General features: G+C 67.7%; 8 protein-coding genes, 3 rRNA genes and 1 pseudogene. All 12 read left to right on the top strand.

All coding sequences use genetic code 11. The annotated features are described in order from the left end of the window. The first annotated feature begins 50 nt into the window (after positions 1–50). The 12 genes and pseudogenes from argC to rrf all read left to right on the top strand — a co-directional run bounded on the left by argC (position 51) and on the right by rrf (position 16,072). Positions 51–1,079, top strand: a complete 1,029-nt coding sequence (argC, locus tag ACYVF7_RS35990) for an N-acetyl-gamma-glutamyl-phosphate reductase (RefSeq protein ID WP_460349508.1) — start codon at positions 51–53, stop codon at positions 1,077–1,079. Beyond that, complete coding sequence (gene argJ / locus ACYVF7_RS35985; protein WP_460349506.1) at positions 1,076–2,230, top strand: bifunctional glutamate N-acetyltransferase/amino-acid acetyltransferase ArgJ; 1,155 nt, start codon at positions 1,076–1,078, stop codon at positions 2,228–2,230. The genes argC and argJ overlap by 4 nt, the downstream gene beginning before the upstream one ends. Continuing rightward, positions 2,227–3,144 carry an acetylglutamate kinase gene (gene argB / locus ACYVF7_RS35980; RefSeq protein ID WP_460349504.1) on the top strand — a complete coding sequence of 306 codons (918 nt, stop codon included), beginning with the start codon at positions 2,227–2,229 and terminating at the stop codon, positions 3,142–3,144. The genes argJ and argB overlap by 4 nt, the downstream gene beginning before the upstream one ends. Continuing rightward, on the top strand, positions 3,141–4,316 hold the full coding sequence (locus ACYVF7_RS35975; RefSeq protein ID WP_460349502.1) for an acetylornithine transaminase: 1,176 nt from the start codon (positions 3,141–3,143) through the stop codon (positions 4,314–4,316). The genes argB and ACYVF7_RS35975 overlap by 4 nt, the downstream gene beginning before the upstream one ends. Beyond that, a pseudogene (locus tag ACYVF7_RS35970) lies at positions 4,313–4,813 on the top strand (arginine repressor); the annotation flags it as partial. The gene ACYVF7_RS35975 and the pseudogene ACYVF7_RS35970, both read left to right, overlap by 4 nt. Positions 4,814–5,100: 287 nt before the next feature. Beyond that, the gene (locus tag ACYVF7_RS35965) at positions 5,101–6,300 is read left to right on the top strand and encodes an argininosuccinate synthase (RefSeq protein ID WP_460349500.1); all 1,200 of its coding nucleotides are present in this window, start codon (positions 5,101–5,103) and stop codon (positions 6,298–6,300) included. A 195-nt stretch (positions 6,301–6,495) separates the two neighbouring features. After that, on the top strand, positions 6,496–7,926 hold the full coding sequence (gene argH / locus ACYVF7_RS35960) for an argininosuccinate lyase (RefSeq protein ID WP_460349499.1): 1,431 nt from the start codon (positions 6,496–6,498) through the stop codon (positions 7,924–7,926). Beyond that, complete coding sequence (locus tag ACYVF7_RS35955) at positions 7,926–8,552, top strand: DNA-3-methyladenine glycosylase (protein WP_460349496.1); 627 nt, start codon at positions 7,926–7,928, stop codon at positions 8,550–8,552. Before argH ends, ACYVF7_RS35955 begins: the two co-directional genes overlap by 1 nt. Before the next feature lie 185 nt (positions 8,553–8,737). Then, a complete protein-coding gene (gene tyrS / locus ACYVF7_RS35950; protein ID WP_460349494.1) occupies positions 8,738–10,003 on the top strand; it encodes a tyrosine--tRNA ligase in 1,266 nt (421 codons plus the stop codon). Positions 10,004–10,770: 767 nt separating this feature from the next. Continuing rightward, positions 10,771–12,291 (top strand): 16S ribosomal RNA (locus ACYVF7_RS35945). Positions 12,292–12,726: 435 nt separating this feature from the next. Further along, positions 12,727–15,856: ribosomal RNA gene (locus ACYVF7_RS35940) — 23S ribosomal RNA — on the top strand. 99 nt (positions 15,857–15,955) lie between these two features. Beyond that, positions 15,956–16,072: ribosomal RNA gene (gene rrf / locus ACYVF7_RS35935) — 5S ribosomal RNA — on the top strand. Together the 16S, 23S and 5S rRNA genes form the textbook arrangement of a ribosomal RNA operon. Positions 16,073–17,309: the final 1,237 nt, after the last annotated feature.

Genomic DNA, 17,309 nt, shown 5'->3' with positions numbered 1-17,309 from the left:
GATGATGCAACGAAATGCATACTTAACACAGCGGCACCGAGGAGGAGACGATGGGCACGCGTGCGGCGATCGCCGGAGCGAGCGGTTACGCGGGAGGTGAGCTGCTGCGTGTGCTGGCCGGGCACCCCGAGTTCGAGATCGGCGCGCTGACCGCGAACTCGAGCGCGGGCACACCGCTCGGCGCCCACCAGCCGCACCTCCACCCGCTGGCGGACCGGATCCTCGCCGAGACGACACCCGGGACCCTGGCCGGTCACGACATCGTCTTCCTCGCCCTGCCCCACGGCCAGTCCGGACCGATCGCGGAGCGGCTGGGCGGCGACGTGCTCGTCGTCGACTGCGGCGCCGACTTCCGGCTCTCCGACGCCGCCGACTGGGAGCACTACTACGGCGGCGCGCACGCGGGCACCTGGCCGTACGGCCTGCCGGAGCTGCCTGGCAACCGCGCGCGGCTCCGCACCACGCGGCGCATCGCGGTGCCGGGGTGCTATCCGACCGTGTCGCTGCTCGCACTCTTCCCCGCGTATGCCGCCGGGCTGGCCGAGCCCGACGCTGTGATCGTCGCGGCGTCCGGCACCTCCGGAGCGGGCCGGGCGCCCAAGCCCAACCTGCTCGGCAGCGAGGTCATGGGCTCGATGGGCGCGTACGGCGTCGGCGGCGTCCACCGCCACACCCCGGAGATCACCCAGCAGCTGTCCGCGGTGGCGGGTCACCCGGTCACCGTGTCGTTCACGCCGACCCTCGCGCCGATGAGCCGTGGCATCCTCGCCACCTGCTCGGCCAAGGCCGCGCCCGGCGTCACCGCCCAGGGCCTGCGGGAGGCGTACGCGGCCGCCTACGCCGACGAGCCGTTCGTCCGCCTCCTGCCCGAAGGACAGTGGCCCGCGACCGCGATGACGCTCGGCGCGAACACCGCCGTCGTCCAGGTCGCCCTCGACGAGCGCGCCGGGCGCGTCGTCGCGGTGGCCGCCATCGACAACCTGACCAAGGGCACCGCCGGCGGGGCCGTGCAGAGCGCGAACCTCGCCCTCGATCTGCCAGAAGCAATGGGTCTAACCACGATCGGAGTCGCCCCGTGAGCGTCACCGCCCCCCTTGGATTCAGAGCGGCCGGGCTTGCCGCAGGCATCAAGAAGGGCGGTGAGCGCGACCTCGCCCTCGTCGTCAACGACGGTCCGTCCCGCGCGGCGGCCGGCGTCTTCACCCGCAACCGCGTGAAGGCCGCGCCGGTGCTGTGGTCGGAGCAGGTGCTGCGCGGCGGCCGCGTGCGCGCCGTCATCCTCAACTCCGGCGGCGCCAACGCCTGCACCGGCCCGGCGGGCTTCCAGGACACGCACCAGACGGCCGAGAAGGTCGCGGACGTCCTCGGCGACTCGGCCGGCGAGGTCGCGGTCTGCTCCACCGGTCTCATCGGCGAGCGGCTGCCGATGGACGCGCTGCTCGGCGGCGTCGACGCGGCCGCCCGCGAGCTGTCGCGCGACGGCGGCCTGCCGGCGGCCGACGCGATCCGGACGACGGACACCGTCGCCAAGATCGCCTTCCGCCGGGCCACCAGCGGCTACACGGTCGGCGGCATGGCCAAGGGCGCGGGCATGCTCGCGCCGGCCCTCGCCACCATGCTCTGCGTGATCACGACCGACGCCGACGTCGACCCGGCGACCCTCGACCGGGTGCTGCGGCGGGCCTGCGAGGTGACCTTCGAGCGGCTCGACACCGACGGCTGCATGTCCACCAACGACACCGTCCTGCTGCTGGCCAACGGGGCGAGCGGCGTCAGCCCGTCCGAGGACGAGCTCGCCGAGACCGTCACCGACATCTGCGCCGACCTCGCCCGGCAGCTGCTGCTCGACGCCGAGGGCGCCACCAAGGCGATCGCGATCGAGGTCGTCGGCGCGGCCAACGACCACGACGCGGTCCTGGTCGGGCGCGCGGTGTCCCGCAGCAACCTGCTCAAGTGCGCGATCCACGGCGAGGACCCCAACTGGGGGCGCGTGCTGTCCGCCGTCGGCACCACCGAGGCCGTCTTCGACCCCGACCGCCTCAACGTCGCGATCAACGGCGTCTGGGTGTGCCGCAACGGATCCTTCGGTGACGACCGGTCCAAGGTCGACATGCGGCCCCGCGACGTGACCATCACCGTCGACCTCAGCGCCGGCCCCCACACCGCGACCGTGCACACCACCGACCTCACCGCCGACTACGTCCACGAGAACTCGGCGTACTCCTCATGAGCCCCGAACCACGGATCCGTACGGCCACGAGCGAGGCCGCCCTGCAGAAGGCCGCCACGCTCATCGAGGCGCTGCCCTGGCTGGAGGAGTTCCACGGCAGGACCGTCGTGATCAAGTACGGCGGGAACGCCATGGTCGACGACGATCTGCGGCTGGCCTTCGCCCGTGACGTCGCCTTCCTCCGGTACGCAGGGCTGCGCCCGGTGGTGGTGCACGGCGGCGGCCCGCAGATCAACGCGCACCTCGACCGGCTGGGCCTGAAGAGCACGTTCAAGGCCGGCCTCCGGGTGACCACGCCGGAGACCATGGACGTCGTCCGCATGGTCCTGGTCGGCCAGGTCGGCCCCGACGTCGTCGGCCTGCTCAACCAGCACGGCGCGTTCGGCGTCGGCATGTCGGGGGAGGACGCCCGGCTGTTCACCGCCGAGCGCAAGACCGCCGTGGTGGACGGCGAGCAGATCGACATCGGCCAGGTCGGCGAGATCGTCGACGTCGACGCCGGAGCGGTCCGCAGCCTCCTCGACGACGGGCGCATCCCGGTGATCTCCAGCATCGCCCGCGGCGAGGACGGCGAGGTCTACAACGTCAACGCCGACACCGCGGCGGGCGCACTGGCCGTCGCCCTCCAGGCCACCAAGCTGATCGTGCTGACCGACGTGGAGGGTCTGTACTCCGACTGGCCGGCCGACGGTAACGGGGACGCCTCGGAGGTCATCGACCAGATCACCGCCGACAAGCTAGAGAAACTTTTGCCCGAACTGTCAGCGGGCATGGTGCCCAAGATGGAGGCCTGCCTGCGCGCGGTGCTCGGCGGGGTCCCGCAGGCCCACGTGCTCGACGGCCGGGTGCCGCACGCGCTGCTGCTGGAGATCTTCACCGACGAGGGAATCGGAACCATGGTGGTGCCGGCATGAGTGACTTGCGGACACGGTTCGAGGCCGCGTTGATGCCCAACTACGGCGTCCCGCCGCTCGCGCTCGCCCGCGGCGAGGGCTGCCGGGTCTGGGACACCGACGGCAACGCCTACCTCGACCTCATCGGCGGCATCGCGGTCTCCGCGCTCGGGCACGGCCATCCGGCGCTGGTCCAGGCGGTCTCCGCGCAGGTCGCCACCCTCGCGCACACCTCCAACCTGTTCCTGCACGAGCCGGAGGTGCTGCTCGCCGAGCGCCTCCTCGGGCTGCTGGGCGGCGCCGGACGCGTCTTCTTCACCAACTCCGGCACCGAGGCCAACGAGGCCGCCTACAAGCTCGTCCGGCGCCACGCAGGCCCCGACCGGGCGTACGTCGTCGCGGCGGACAGCAGCTTCCACGGCCGGACGATGGGCGCGCTGGCGCTGACCGGCAAGGCGTCGATCCGCGAGCCGTTCGGCCCGTTCGCCGCCGACGTACGGTTCGTGACGTACGGCTCGGTCGACGAGCTGCGGGCCGCCGTCACCGGCGACTGCGCGGCCGTCTTCCTCGAGCCGACCCAGGGCGAGGCGGGCGTGATCCCCGCGCCGGAGGGATACCTCGCGGCCGCGCGGGCGATCTGCGACGAGACCGGAGCGGCGCTCGTCCTCGACGAGATCCAGAGCGGCATCGGCCGCACCGGCACCTGGTTCCAGCACCAGCACGAGGGCGTACGGCCCGACGTGATCACTCTGGCGAAGGGGCTGGGCGGCGGGCTGCCGATCGGCGCCTGTGTCGGCTTCGGCCCGTACGCCACGGCGTTCGGCAAGGGCGACCACGGCTCGACGTTCGGCGGCAACCCGGTCGCCTGCGCCGCCGCGCTGGCCGTGCTGGGCACCATCGAGCGCGACGGCCTCCTCGAGCACGTCACCAAGGTCGGCGACCAGCTCGCCGCCGGCATCGAGGCGATCGACCATCCGCTCCTGGCGGGCGTACGCGGCCGGGGGCTGTGGCGGGCGATCGTCCTCACCGAGCCCAAGTCCGCCGCCGTCGAGGCCGCCGCCCGCGACGCGGGCTTCCTCGTCAACGCGGTCGCCCCCCAGGCGGTCCGGCTCGCCCCGCCGCTGATCATCACGCCGGACGAGGCCGCCTCCTTCGTCACGGCCCTGCCGGGAATCCTGGGGGCGACGTCATGACCACACCTCTGACGAAGACGGCGCGGCAGTCGCGGATCATCGAGCTGCTCGGCCGCAACGCCGTGCACTCCCAGAGCGAGCTGGCCCGGCTGCTCGCCGACGCCGGCGTCGACGTCACCCAGGCCACCCTGTCGCGTGACCTCGTCGACATCGGCGCGGTCAAGCTGCGGGCCGCGGACGGTTCGCTGATCTACGCGGTGCCGGGGGAGGGCGGCGAGCGCATCCGCCGGGCCCGGGCCGGCGCCGCCGAGACGTTCGGCGGCCGGCTGGCCCGGCTCGCCCAGGAGCTGCTGGTCTCCGCCGAGGCCTCCGCCAACCTGGTGATCGTGCGCACCCCGGCCGGCGGCGCGCAGTTCCTCGCCTCGGCCATCGACCACGCCGACTGGCCCACCGTGCTCGGCACCGTGGCCGGCGATGACACGATCCTCGTCATCGCCCGGGACCCCGCGGGCGGCGACGACCTCGCGGCCGCGCTGCTGGCGCTGACCGAGCGGCGCCCGGACGACCGGGCCCCGCGAGCCGCGCGCGGCGGCGTGGGCGGCGCGCCCACCGACTCCTCCTGGGCTCCGGAGCAGGACGCGGCCGACCCCGACGGCAACACCGTTCACGTGCCCCGAGGCACCGCCCCGATCTCGGCGGAGCCCGAGAAGGCCGAGCGACGAGCCTAGGGGTGGCCGGTGGATCTTGTTCGCAGTGAGCGGCGCGCAGCCGGTCGGAGATCCACCGGGCACCCCCTTGGGCGCCCGCCGTCAGCGTCAGACTTTCGAAAACTGGAGCCATCGTCATGACCGAACGCGTCGTACTCGCGTATTCCGGAGGTCTCGACACCTCCGTCGCCATCCCGTACCTCGCCGAGCAGACCGGTGGTGAGGTCGTCGCCGTAGCCGTGGACCTCGGGCAGGGCGGAGAAGACCTCGAGGCCGTCCGGAAGCGGGCGCTGGCCTGCGGCGCCGTCGAAGCGGTCGTCGTCGACGCCAGGGAGGAGTTCGCGGCGGACTTCTGCTTCCCCGCCCTCAAGGCCAACGCCCTCTATATGGACCGGTACCCCCTGGTGTCCGCGCTGTCCCGGCCGCTGATCGTCAAGCACCTGGTCGCCGCCGCGAAGGAGTACGGCGGGACGACGGTGTCGCACGGCTGCACCGGCAAGGGCAACGACCAGGTCCGCTTCGAAGCCGGCCTGTCGGCCCTCGCCCCCGAGCTCAAGGTGATCGCGCCCGCCCGTGACTTCGCCTGGACGCGGGACAAGGCCATCGCCTTCGCCGAGGAGAAGGGCCTGCCGATCGACGTCACGTCCAAGTCGCCGTACTCCATCGACCAGAACCTCTGGGGCCGCGCGATCGAGACCGGCTTCCTCGAGGACATCTGGAACGCTCCGATCGAGGACGTCTACGCCTACACGTCGGACCCGGCGCAGCCGCGCGAGGCCGACGAGGTGATCATCACCTTCGAGGAAGGCGTCCCCGTCGCGCTGGACGGCCGGGCACTCAGCCCGTACCGGCTCGTCGCCGAGCTCAACCAGCGGGCCGGCGCCCAGGGCGTCGGCCGCCTCGACATGGTCGAGGACCGCCTGGTCGGCATCAAGAGCCGCGAGGTCTACGAGGCACCGGCCGCGATCACGCTGATCGCCGCCCACCAGGAGCTGGAGAACGTCACGGTCGAACGCGACCTCGCCCGCTTCAAGCGCGGCGTGGACCAGCGCTGGAGCGAGCTGGCCTACGACGGCCTGTGGTTCTCGCCGCTGATGGACGCGCTCGACGTCTTCATCGAAGAGGCCCAGAAGCACGTGTCCGGCGACGTCCGGATGACCCTGCACGGCGGCCGGGCGGTCGTCACGGGACGGCGCAGCGCCGCTTCCCTGTACGACTACGACCTCGCCACGTACGACACCGGCGACACGTTCGACCAGAGCCTCGCCAAGGGCTTCGTCGAGCTGTGGAGCCTGCCGAGCAAGATCGCGGCCGAGCGGGACCGCCGGCTCGGCTGAACCACTTCGGGCGGCCGGTCTCCCGGCCGCCGTCGGCCACGCGGGACCGGCCGACACATGTCCATCATCAATGCTCCGGGCCCGACGGCCCGGGCGGCACCCGCCGACACGGCCAGGCCGCCATGCAGTAGTTTCGCATCGGCGGCCGGTCAGGTCGCGGACGCCTGCCGACAGTTTCCAGGGGAGAAGAACAGCGTGACGGACGACCAGCAGCACAAGACGCCGACCAGGCTGTGGGGCGCCCGGTTCGAGGGCGGTCCGTCCGAGGCCCTCGCCCGTCTCTCGGTCAGCGTGCAGTTCGACTGGCGGCTCGCCCCGTACGACCTGCTGGGGTCGCGGGCCCACGCCCGGGTCCTGCACCGCGCGGGCCTGCTCACCGAGGACGAGCTGCGCCGCATGCTCGACGCGCTCGACGACCTGGACAACGCCTGCCGCGCCGGCGACTTCCGCCCGACGGTCGCCGACGAGGACGTCCACACCGCGCTGGAGCGCGGCCTGCTCGAGCGGCTCGGCGCCCTCGGCGGCAAGCTGCGCGCCGGCCGCAGCCGTAACGACCAGGTCGCCACCGACATGCGGCTCTACCTGCGGGACCACGTCCGGCAGATCGTGTCCCGGCTCGTGGAGCTGGAGACCGCGCTGATCGCCCAGGCCGACCACAACCTCGGCGTCGCCGCTCCGGGCATGACCCACCTGCAGCACGCCCAGCCGGTGCTGTTCTCGCACCAGCTGCTGGCGCACGTGCACGCGTTCGCCCGCGACGTCGACCGGCTGCGCGACTGGGACAAACGGGCCGCGATCAGCCCGCTGGGCTCCGGCGCGCTCGCCGGGTCCTCGCTGCCGCTGGACCCGGAGGCGGTCGCGGAGGAGCTGGGCTTCGCCGCCGCCGCGCCCAACTCGATGGACGCCGTGAGCGACCGCGACTTCGCCGTCGAGTTCCTCGCCGCGGCCGCGCTGATCGGCGTCCACCTGTCGCGGCTGGGCGAGGAGGTCGTGCTCTGGGCGTCCCAGGAGTTCCGCTGGATCGAGATGGACGACACCTACGCGACCGGGTCGTCGATCATGCCGCAGAAGAAGAACCCGGACGTCGCCGAGCTGGCCCGCGGCAAGTCCGGCCGGCTCATCGGGCACCTCACCGCGCTGCTGACCACGCTGAAGGGCCTGCCGCTCACCTACAACCGTGACCTGCAGGAGGACAAGGAGGGCGTGTTCGACGCCGTCGACACCCTGCTGCTCGTCCTGCCCGCGGTGTCCGGCCTGATCGCCACCATGCGCGTCAACACCGAACGCCTGGAGTCCCTCGCGCCCGAGGGCTTCGCCCTGGCCACCGACATCGCCGAGCTGCTGGTCCGCAGGGGGGTGGCGTTCCGCGACGCGCACGAGGTCGTCGGCCACCTCGTCGTGTGGTGCCAGGTCAACGACAAGGACTTCGGCGATCTCACCGACGACGAGCTGGCGAAGGTCTCCCCACACCTGACCCCGGACGTACGCGACGTCTTCTCCGTCCAGGGCGCGCTCGCCGCTCGCAAGGCGTACGGCGGCACCTCTCCGGAGCGCGTCGCCCAGCAACTCACGACGCTGCGCTCGCTCGTCGACGGCCACGCCTCCTGGGCGGCCTCGGGGATCTGATGAGCGCTCCGCTCCCGCGCGCGTTCTTCGACCGGCCGGCGGAGGAGGTCGCCCCCGACCTCCTCGGCTGCGTCCTCGAACGCTCGTCGCCGGAGGGGACGGTCGCGGTGCGCCTGACCGAGGTGGAGGCGTACGCCGGCCCCCTCGATCCGGCCTCGCACGCCTTCCGGGGCCGGACGGACCGCAACGCCGTGATGTTCGGTCCGCCCGGCCACGCGTACGTGTACTTCACGTACGGCATGCACTACTGCGTGAACCTCGTGTGCCTGGAAGAGGGCACCGCGGCGGCCGTCCTGATCCGCGCCGGGGAGATCATCGAGGGCCGGGAGCCGGCCATGGCCCGCCGTCCGCGCTCTTCGGTCCGCGATCTCGCGCGGGGCCCCGCGAGGCTCTGCGAGGCCCTGGCGATCGACCGGGCTCTCTACGGCACCGACGTCTGTGACCCGGAGAGCCCCCTGCGCGTGCTGCCCGGGACGTCGTCGGCAGAGGTGCGCACCGGGCCCCGTACGGGGGTGACCAGCGCCAAGGACGTGCCCTGGCGGTTCTGGATCGACGGGGATCCGAGCGTCTCCGCGTACCGCCTGCACACGCCTCGCCGCCGGCCGACGCCGGAGACGCGCCGCTAGGGCGTGTCCGGTAGATCTTCGTCTGCGCGTCGCCGTCGCGGCCGCCGAGGGCCTCCCGGCCTGAGGGGTCGGCCAGGCCTGGCGGCAAATCGGTGGGAGACCCGCCGGACGACCCGTTACCTTGATGCCGAACCGGTCCGGCATCCTTGGAAGGGACCGGACGTACGTACGAGACGAGGAAGAACGTGACCGACATACTGGACGATCTCGCCTGGCGAGGCCTGATCACACAGTCCACCGACCTGGACGAACTGCGGGCCACGCTCGCCTCAGGGCCGGTCACGCTCTATTGCGGTTTCGACCCGACCGCGCCGTCGCTGCACGTCGGGAGCCTGATGCAGCTCCTGACGCTCCGCCGGTTCCAGCAGGCGGGCCACCGCACGATCGGGCTGGTCGGCGGTGCCACGGGCCTCATCGGCGACCCCAGCGGCAAGAGCGCGGAGCGCACGCTCAACTCCGAGGAGGTCGTCGCCGGCTGGGTCGAGCGCATCCGGAAGCAGGTCTCCCGGTTCGTCGACCTGGCCGACGACCGCGGCCTCATCGTCAGCAACCTCGACTGGACCGGCCCCATGTCGGCCATCGAGTTCCTGCGCGACATCGGCAAGCACTTCCCCGTCAACCGCATGCTCGCGCGGGAGACGGTCAAGTCGCGGCTGGACACCACCGGCATGAGCTACACCGAGTTCAGCTACGTGCTGCTGCAGTCCCTGGACTTCCTCGAGCTGTACCGCAGGTACGGCTGCCGTCTGCAGACCGGCGGCAGCGACCAGTGGGGCAACCTCACCGCCGGCGTCGACCTCATCCGCCGGGTGGAGGGCGGAAGCGCCCACGCACTCACGACCCCGCTCGTGACGCGGGCCGACGGCACGAAGTTCGGTAAGACGGCCGGAGGCGAGACCTACTGGCTCGATCCCGAGCTGACCTCACCGTACGCCTTCTACCAGTTCTGGCTGAACGCCGACGACCGTGACGTCGTGACGTACCTGAAGTACTTCAGCTTCCGAAGCCACGAGGAGATCGAGGAGCTCGAGAAGGCGACGAGCGAACGCCCCGCCGCCCGGGCTGCACAGCGGGCCATCGCCGAGGAGCTCACCACGCTCGTCCACGGGGCGGAGGAGACGCAGCGGGTGATCGCCGCGTCCCGTGCGCTGTTCGGCCAGGGCGACCTCGGCGAGCTGGACGAGCGCACGCTGGCCAGCGCGCTCGCCGAGGTGCCGTCCACGACGGCCTCCGGGCCAATGCCGCCGGTCGTGGACCTCCTCGCGGCGACGGGCCTCGTGGGCAGCAAGTCCGAAGCGCGCCGTACGGTCGCGCAGGGCGGAGCCTACGTCAACAACGTCAAGGTCACCGACGAGGCGGCGGTACCCGACCAGAGCGACCTGCTCCACGGCCGCTTCCTCGTCCTGCGGCGCGGCAAGCGCAACATCGGCGGAGTGACGGTCGACTCGTAACGAACACGTGTGGGCGGCACCCGGGTAGATCGGGTGCCGCCCACACCGCTGTCCGCGACCCGCACGGACAGGGAATCTGGGCGCCACCTCCCGATCGGGCTCAAGCCGGGACCCGCATTTTGAGAATCGTCGGATCCTCTGAGCCGACGACGAAGAGATCGACCTGGATTGCGATCTGCGGGTACGCGATCGAGCCCGCCGATTTGACGGTGTTTCCCGGTGGTCGTAATGTTCTCTTCGCCCCCAGGGGAGCGGGACACCGGAAGGTGGCCGGCCCGGGGGGAAACCCACACCGAGTGCTTCTGGTTCGGACCACGGTTCGAGCGGGGTAGCATGGTGTGGTCGCCCCGAGACGGGATGCGGAACATCGCTGAGAGCGGTGGTCGGCCTGTGGGGGAACTTCTGGATGTGGTCTGCTGCGGCCGGTTTCCGCCGGTCGGGGTGAGGCTTGTCTGGAGGGGCCGTGCTGGTTCTGCTGGTTGATTTCAAGATCTTCGGATCTGGGGGTTGACAAGCGGGGCGGGAACGGTAAGATAGAAGGGTTGCCCCAGACGGGGTCCGGACGAGAGTCGGGTTCCGGACGGTGTGTGTCCGTTTCTTGAGAACTCAACAGTGTGCTAAAAGCCAGTGCCTTTTGGTCCTCGCTTGGCTGGGCTGATCTTTCGGGGTTGGTCTGGTCGGGTTTGGATTCCTTTGGCAAGTATGATTCTTGCCGGGATTTTCTTCAAGGTTTGGCGACTGCTCGTGAGGGTGGTTGTCGTTTGGCCTTAACGGAGAGTTTGATCCTGGCTCAGGACGAACGCTGGCGGCGTGCTTAACACATGCAAGTCGAGCGGAAAGGCCCTTCGGGGTACTCGAGCGGCGAACGGGTGAGTAACACGTGAGTAACCTGCCCCTAGCTCTGGGATAAGCCCGGGAAACTGGGTCTAATACCGGATATCACACACTTTTGCATGATGGTGTGTTGAAAGTTTTTCGGCTGGGGATGGGCTCGCGGCCTATCAGCTTGTTGGTGGGGTGATGGCCTACCAAGGCGACGACGGGTAGCCGGCCTGAGAGGGCGACCGGCCACACTGGGACTGAGACACGGCCCAGACTCCTACGGGAGGCAGCAGTGGGGAATATTGCGCAATGGGCGGAAGCCTGACGCAGCGACGCCGCGTGGGGGATGAAGGCCTTCGGGTTGTAAACCTCTTTCACCACCGACGAAGCTAACGTGACGGTAGGTGGGGAAGAAGCGCCGGCTAACTACGTGCCAGCAGCCGCGGTAATACGTAGGGCGCAAGCGTTGTCCGGAATTATTGGGCGTAAAGAGCTCGTAGGCGGTCTGTCACGTCTGCCGTGAAAACCCGAGGCTTAACCTCGGGCCTGCGGTGGATACGGGCAGACTAGAGGTAGGTAGGGGAGAATGGAATTCCCGGTGTAGCGGTGAAATGCGCAGATATCGGGAGGAACACCGGTGGCGAAGGCGGTTCTCTGGGCCTTACCTGACGCTGAGGAGCGAAAGCGTGGGGAGCGAACAGGATTAGATACCCTGGTAGTCCACGCCGTAAACGTTGGGCGCTAGGTGTGGGGTCCTTCCACGGATTCCGTGCCGTAGCTAACGCATTAAGCGCCCCGCCTGGGGAGTACGGCCGCAAGGCTAAAACTCAAAGGAATTGACGGGGGCCCGCACAAGCGGCGGAGCATGTTGCTTAATTCGACGCAACGCGAAGAACCTTACCAAGGTTTGACATCACCGGAAAACTCGCAGAGATGCGGGGTCCTTTTGGGCCGGTGACAGGTGGTGCATGGCTGTCGTCAGCTCGTGTCGTGAGATGTTGGGTTAAGTCCCGCAACGAGCGCAACCCTCGTTCCATGTTGCCAGCAACACCTTCGGGTGGTTGGGGACTCATGGGAGACTGCCGGGGTCAACTCGGAGGAAGGTGGGGATGACGTCAAGTCATCATGCCCCTTATGTCTTGGGCTGCAAACATGCTACAATGGCCGGTACAGAGGGCTGCGAAACCGTGAGGTGGAGCGAATCCCTAAAAGCCGGTCTCAGTTCGGATTGGGGTCTGCAACTCGACCCCATGAAGTCGGAGTCGCTAGTAATCGCAGATCAGCAACGCTGCGGTGAATACGTTCCCGGGCCTTGTACACACCGCCCGTCACGTCACGAAAGTCGGCAACACCCGAAGCCCGTGGCCCAACCCTTGTGGGGGGAGCGGTCGAAGGTGGGGCCGGCGATTGGGACGAAGTCGTAACAAGGTAGCCGTACCGGAAGGTGCGGCTGGATCACCTCCTTTCTAAGGAGCAGTAACTGGCCGCATCCACCACTGTGGTGGGGGTGTCGGTCCAGGCGGCTTTCACTATCACGAGCGAATGTCTCGTGGGTGGGCCTGCTCACTAGTGGAGCACTGGCTATTCAGACCGGCCGGTCACGGCCGCCTGCTAGTACCGCCCAGGTTTCCTGGGAGTGGGAACGCGAGCTGGTTGGGGTCGTCTGGTTTGGGCACACTGTTGGGTCCTGAGGGAACGGGCGTTCACGCTCGGGCTTCTCAGGCTGAACCCCTCGTTGTGGGGGTTCGCCGCGTTACAGGCTGATCTGGTCGCCATACCACACTGTTTTCCCTGGTCTTCGGGTTGGGGGTAGCGGTGGTTTGGTGGTGGCTGGGGGTTGGTTCTGTCCGTGTTTTGAGAACTGCATAGTGGACGCGAGCATCTTTGTTCTTGTCGAGTGTGTTCAAGTTTTTTAGGGCACACGGTGGATGCCTTGGTACCAGGAGCCGATGAAGGACGTGGGAGCCTGCGATATGCCCCGGGGAGTTGGCAACCGAGCGTTGATCCGGGGATTTCCGAATGGGGAAACCTAGCACCTGTCATGGGGTGTTGCCTCCGTCTGAATTGATAGGGCGGTTGGTGGTAACGCGGGGAAGTGAAACATCTCAGTACCCGCAGGAAGAGAAAACAATAGTGATTCCCTGAGTAGTGGTGAGCGAAAGGGGATGAGGCTAAACCATGCGCGTGTGATAGCCGGCGGGTGTTGCGTGTGTGGGGTTGTGGGAGTGCCTTTGTTCCGGCCGCCGCTGGGACGTGGAGTCAAAAAACAACAGGATAGTCGAATGATCTGGGATGGTCGACCGTAGTCGGTGAGAGTCCGGTAGGCGAAATCTTGTTGTCTTCATTAGGTGTTTCCCGAGTAGCACGGGGCCCGTGAAATCTCGTGTGAATCTGCCAGGACCACCTGGTAAGCCTGAATACTCCCTGGTGACCGATAGCGGACTAGTACCGTGAGGGAAAGGTGAAAAGTGCCCCGGTGAGGGGTCGTGAAAGAGTACCTGAAACCGTGTGCTTACAAGCCGTCAGAGCTCCCGCATCTCTTTGGGGGTGTGGTGTGATGGCGTGCCTTTTGAAGAATGAGCCTGCGAGTTATGGTGTGTGGCGAGGTTAACCCGTGTGGGGGAGCCGTAGCGAAAGCGAGTCTGAATAGGGCGTTTTTAGTCGCATGCTGTAGACCCGAAGCGGAGTGATCTACCCATGGGCAGGTTGAAGCGCGGGTAAGACCGTGTGGAGGACCGAACCCACCAGGGTTGAAAACCTGGGGGATGACCTGTGGGTAGGGGTGAAAGGCCAATCAAACTCCGTGATAGCTGGTTCTCCCCGAAATGCATTTAGGTGCAGCGTTGCGTGTTTCTTGCCGGAGGTAGAGCTACTGGATGGCCTAGGGGGCCGACAAGCTTACTGAAGTCAGCCAAACTCCGAATGCCGGTAAGTGAAGCGTGGCAGTGAGACTGCGGGCGATAAGGTTCGTAGTCGAGAGGGAAACAGCCCAGATCACCGGCTAAGGCCCCTAAGCGTGTGCTAAGTGGTAAAGGATGTGGAGTTGCCGTGACAACCAGGAGGTTGGCTTAGAAGCAGCCACCCTTGAAAGAGTGCGTAATAGCTCACTGGTCAAGTGATTCCGCGCCGACAATGTAGCGGGGCTCAAGCACACCGCCGAAGCCGTGGCATCTCAACGATACCCAGGCACCGTAAGGTGTCCAGGGGTTGGGATGGGTAGGGGAGCGTCGTGTGGGCTGTGAAGCGGCAGCGTGAGCTAGTCGTGGAGACCACACGAGTGAGAATGCAGGCATGAGTAGCGAATGAGGGGTGAGAAACCCCTCCGCCGGATGACCAAGGGTTCCTGGGGCAGGCTAATCCGCCCAGGGTAAGTCGGGACCTAAGGCGAGGCCGCGAGGCGTAGTCGATGGACAACGGGTTGATATTCCCGTACCCGCTGACACGCGCCCATGCTGAACCCACTGACACTAACCGTTCCAATCGTTGCTTGGTTCCTTCGGGGACCTTGTGACGGGCGGCCGGGACCTGAGGTGGTAGTAGGCAAGTGATGGGGTGACGCAGGAGGGTAGCTCAGCCCAGGCGATGGTTGTTCCTGGGGTAAACATGTAGGGCGTGTCATAGGTAAATCCGTGGCACATGTGCCTGAGATGTGATGCCGAGCCGATTTAGGCGAAGTGAGTGATCCCATGCTGTCGAGAAAAGCCTCTAGCGAGTGTGTCGGCGGCCCGTACCCTAAACCGACTCAGGTGGTCAGGTAGAGAATACCGAGGCGATCGGGTGAACTGTGGTTAAGGAACTCGGCAAATTGCCCCCGTAACTTTGGGAGAAGGGGGGCCCCTGCTGGTGACCGAACTGGCTTCGTGAGCTGGTGGGGGTCGCAGATACCAGGGGGAAGCGACTGTTTACTAAAAACACAGGTCCGTGCGAAGTCGTAAGACGCTGTATACGGACTGACGCCTGCCCGGTGCCGGAACGTTAAGGGGACCGGTTAGTCCTTCGGGGCGAAGCTGAGAACCTAAGCGCCGGTAAACGGCGGTGGTAACTATAACCATCCTAAGGTAGCGAAATTCCTTGTCGGGTAAGTTCCGACCTGCACGAATGGCGTAACGACTTCCCCACTGTCTCAACCACAGGCCCGGTGAAATTGCACTACGAGTAAAGATGCTCGTTACGCGCAGCAGGACGGAAAGACCCCGGGACCTTCACTATAGCTTGGCATTGGCGTTTGGAGCGTCTTGTGTAGGATAGGTGGGAGACTGTGAAGCCATCACGCCAGTGGTGGTGGAGTCGTTGGTGAAATACCACTCTGGTCGTTTCGAGCGTCTAACCCGCGCCCGTGTATCCGGGTGGGGGACAGTGCCTGGTGGGTAGTTTAACTGGGGCGGTTGCCTCCCAAAGAGTAACGGAGGCGCCCAAAGGTTCCCTCAGCCTGGTTGGCAATCAGGTGTCGAGTGCAAGGGCACAAGGGAGCTTGACTGTGAGACAGACATGTCGAGCAGGTGCGAAAGCAGGGCCTAGTGATCCGGCACCACCGTGTGGATGGGGTGTCGCTCAACGGCTAAAAGGTACCCCGGGGATAACAGGCTGATCTTGCCCAAGAGTCCATATCGACGGCAAGGTTTGGCACCTCGATGTCGGCTCGTCGCATCCTGGGGCTGGAGTAGGTCCCAAGGGTTGGGCTGTTCGCCCATTAAAGCGGCACGCGAGCTGGGTTTAGAACGTCGCGAGACAGTTCGGTCCCTATCCGCTGTGCGCGCAGGAGACTTGCGAGGGTCTGTCCCTAGTACGAGAGGACCGGGACGGACGAACCTCTGGTGTGCCAGTTGTACCGCCAGGTGCATGGCTGGTTGGCTACGTTCGGTCGGGATAACCGCTGAAAGCATCTAAGCGGGAAGCCTTCCTCTAGATGAGGTCTCCCAACCCTTTGTGGTTGTAAGGCCCCCAGCTAGACGACTGGGTTGATAGGCCGGAGATGGAAGCACCGCAAGGTGTGGAGTTGACCGGTACTAATAGGCCGAGTGGCTTGACACACACTTTCGTTCAAGAGCTGCGTTAAGCAAGAGATGTTCGCGTTCACTATGCGGTTCCCGGGACACGGCCGGGAACATCCCCCGGAATCCCGTAAGGCGTTTCGGTGGTTTTGGCGAAGGGGAAACACCCGGTCCCATTCCGAACCCGGAAGTTAAGCCCTTCAGCGCCGATGGTACTGCACTGGAGACGGTGTGGGAGAGTAGGACACCGCCGGACACATACACAGGAAGGGCCGCCTTTTCAGGCGGCCCTTTTTGTATGTTCGGGCACAATGGAGACGACAGTGCTCCCAAGGGGAACGGTTTGATGTGATGAGCGCGGAACGAGATCAACGCGACGGCGACGGACCCGACCGGCGTCCACGGCCGGCCCGCCAAGACCGACCGGGCAGCGCCTCCGGCGGATCTCGTGACCGTCAGGGCGGGGCTCGGTGGTCCTCCAAGGGCTCCACCAACCGCGCCGGTGGGCGGCCCCGACGCGACGACTCCACCGAGGGTTCCGGCGGCGGGCGCGCCGGCTCGGCCGGAGGCCGGTCGAGTGCCGGCCGCCCCGGAGGGTTCCAGAAGCCAGGCAACCCCCAGCGGTCCGGTAGCGGCCAGCGTTACGGCAACGCCCGTGACGATCAGGGCAAGCGTTACGGCAACGCCCGCGACGATCAGGGCGCCGGGATCTCCCAGGCACGTCGGTCCAAGCCCATCCGCGACAGCGGCAACGAGGGTACGAGCGGCTTGAGCCGCTCGCCGCGGCGAGACGACACGCGCGGCCGCGGGGCGGCCGGCGGAGGCGGACGCCCCACCGGCAGCGGTAAGTGGCGGAACGAGCGTGGCGGTCCCCGCCCGGGAGGGCGTCCTGCCGACCGGGGCGAGCAGGAGGGGGGCTCCCCGCGGCGGCCGAGCGATCGCTCCTCTCGGTACGACGACGAACGTACCGAGCGGCGTGACGATCGCGGCTACCGTCCGCGCGACAACAACGGACCTCGTGGCGCGCGGAACTTCTCGGGACGGCGCGACGACGGCCGGAGTGCCGGCCGAGGAGGCTTCACCCGCGACGACAGTGGGCGGCCGCGTACGGGCCCTGCAGGCTCGTCCCGTCGTGACGACCGTCCTGGCGGCGGCAGAGGCGGCTTCCGCGCCCCGGAGAAGGGCGAGGAGGGCAACCGGTCCCGTCAGGGCGGCAGGGAGGGTTCTCGGCCTCCTCAGGAGCGTACCGGCGGCCCGGGGAGCCGGGATGGCGGCCGACGCGACTTCCGAGGCGGTCAGCGGGGACCTCGAGACGGCGCCGAGGGCCAGAGAAGCGATCGCTGGCGGCGGGACGACGCCAAGGGAGGTCGCCGGCCGGCCGAGCGCGGCACGCGCCGGCCTTCCGGCCGGGACGGTCGGCCGTCGGACGCGCCACGGCCCCGGCGTGACCCCGGCCCGCCGGTCCCCGAGGACGTCACCGGCGCCGAACTCGA

This window comes from Actinoallomurus acanthiterrae, assembly GCF_054775715.1.
Note: the sequence above shows the minus strand (reverse complement) of the source record. Positions and strands in the feature narration are given on the sequence as shown.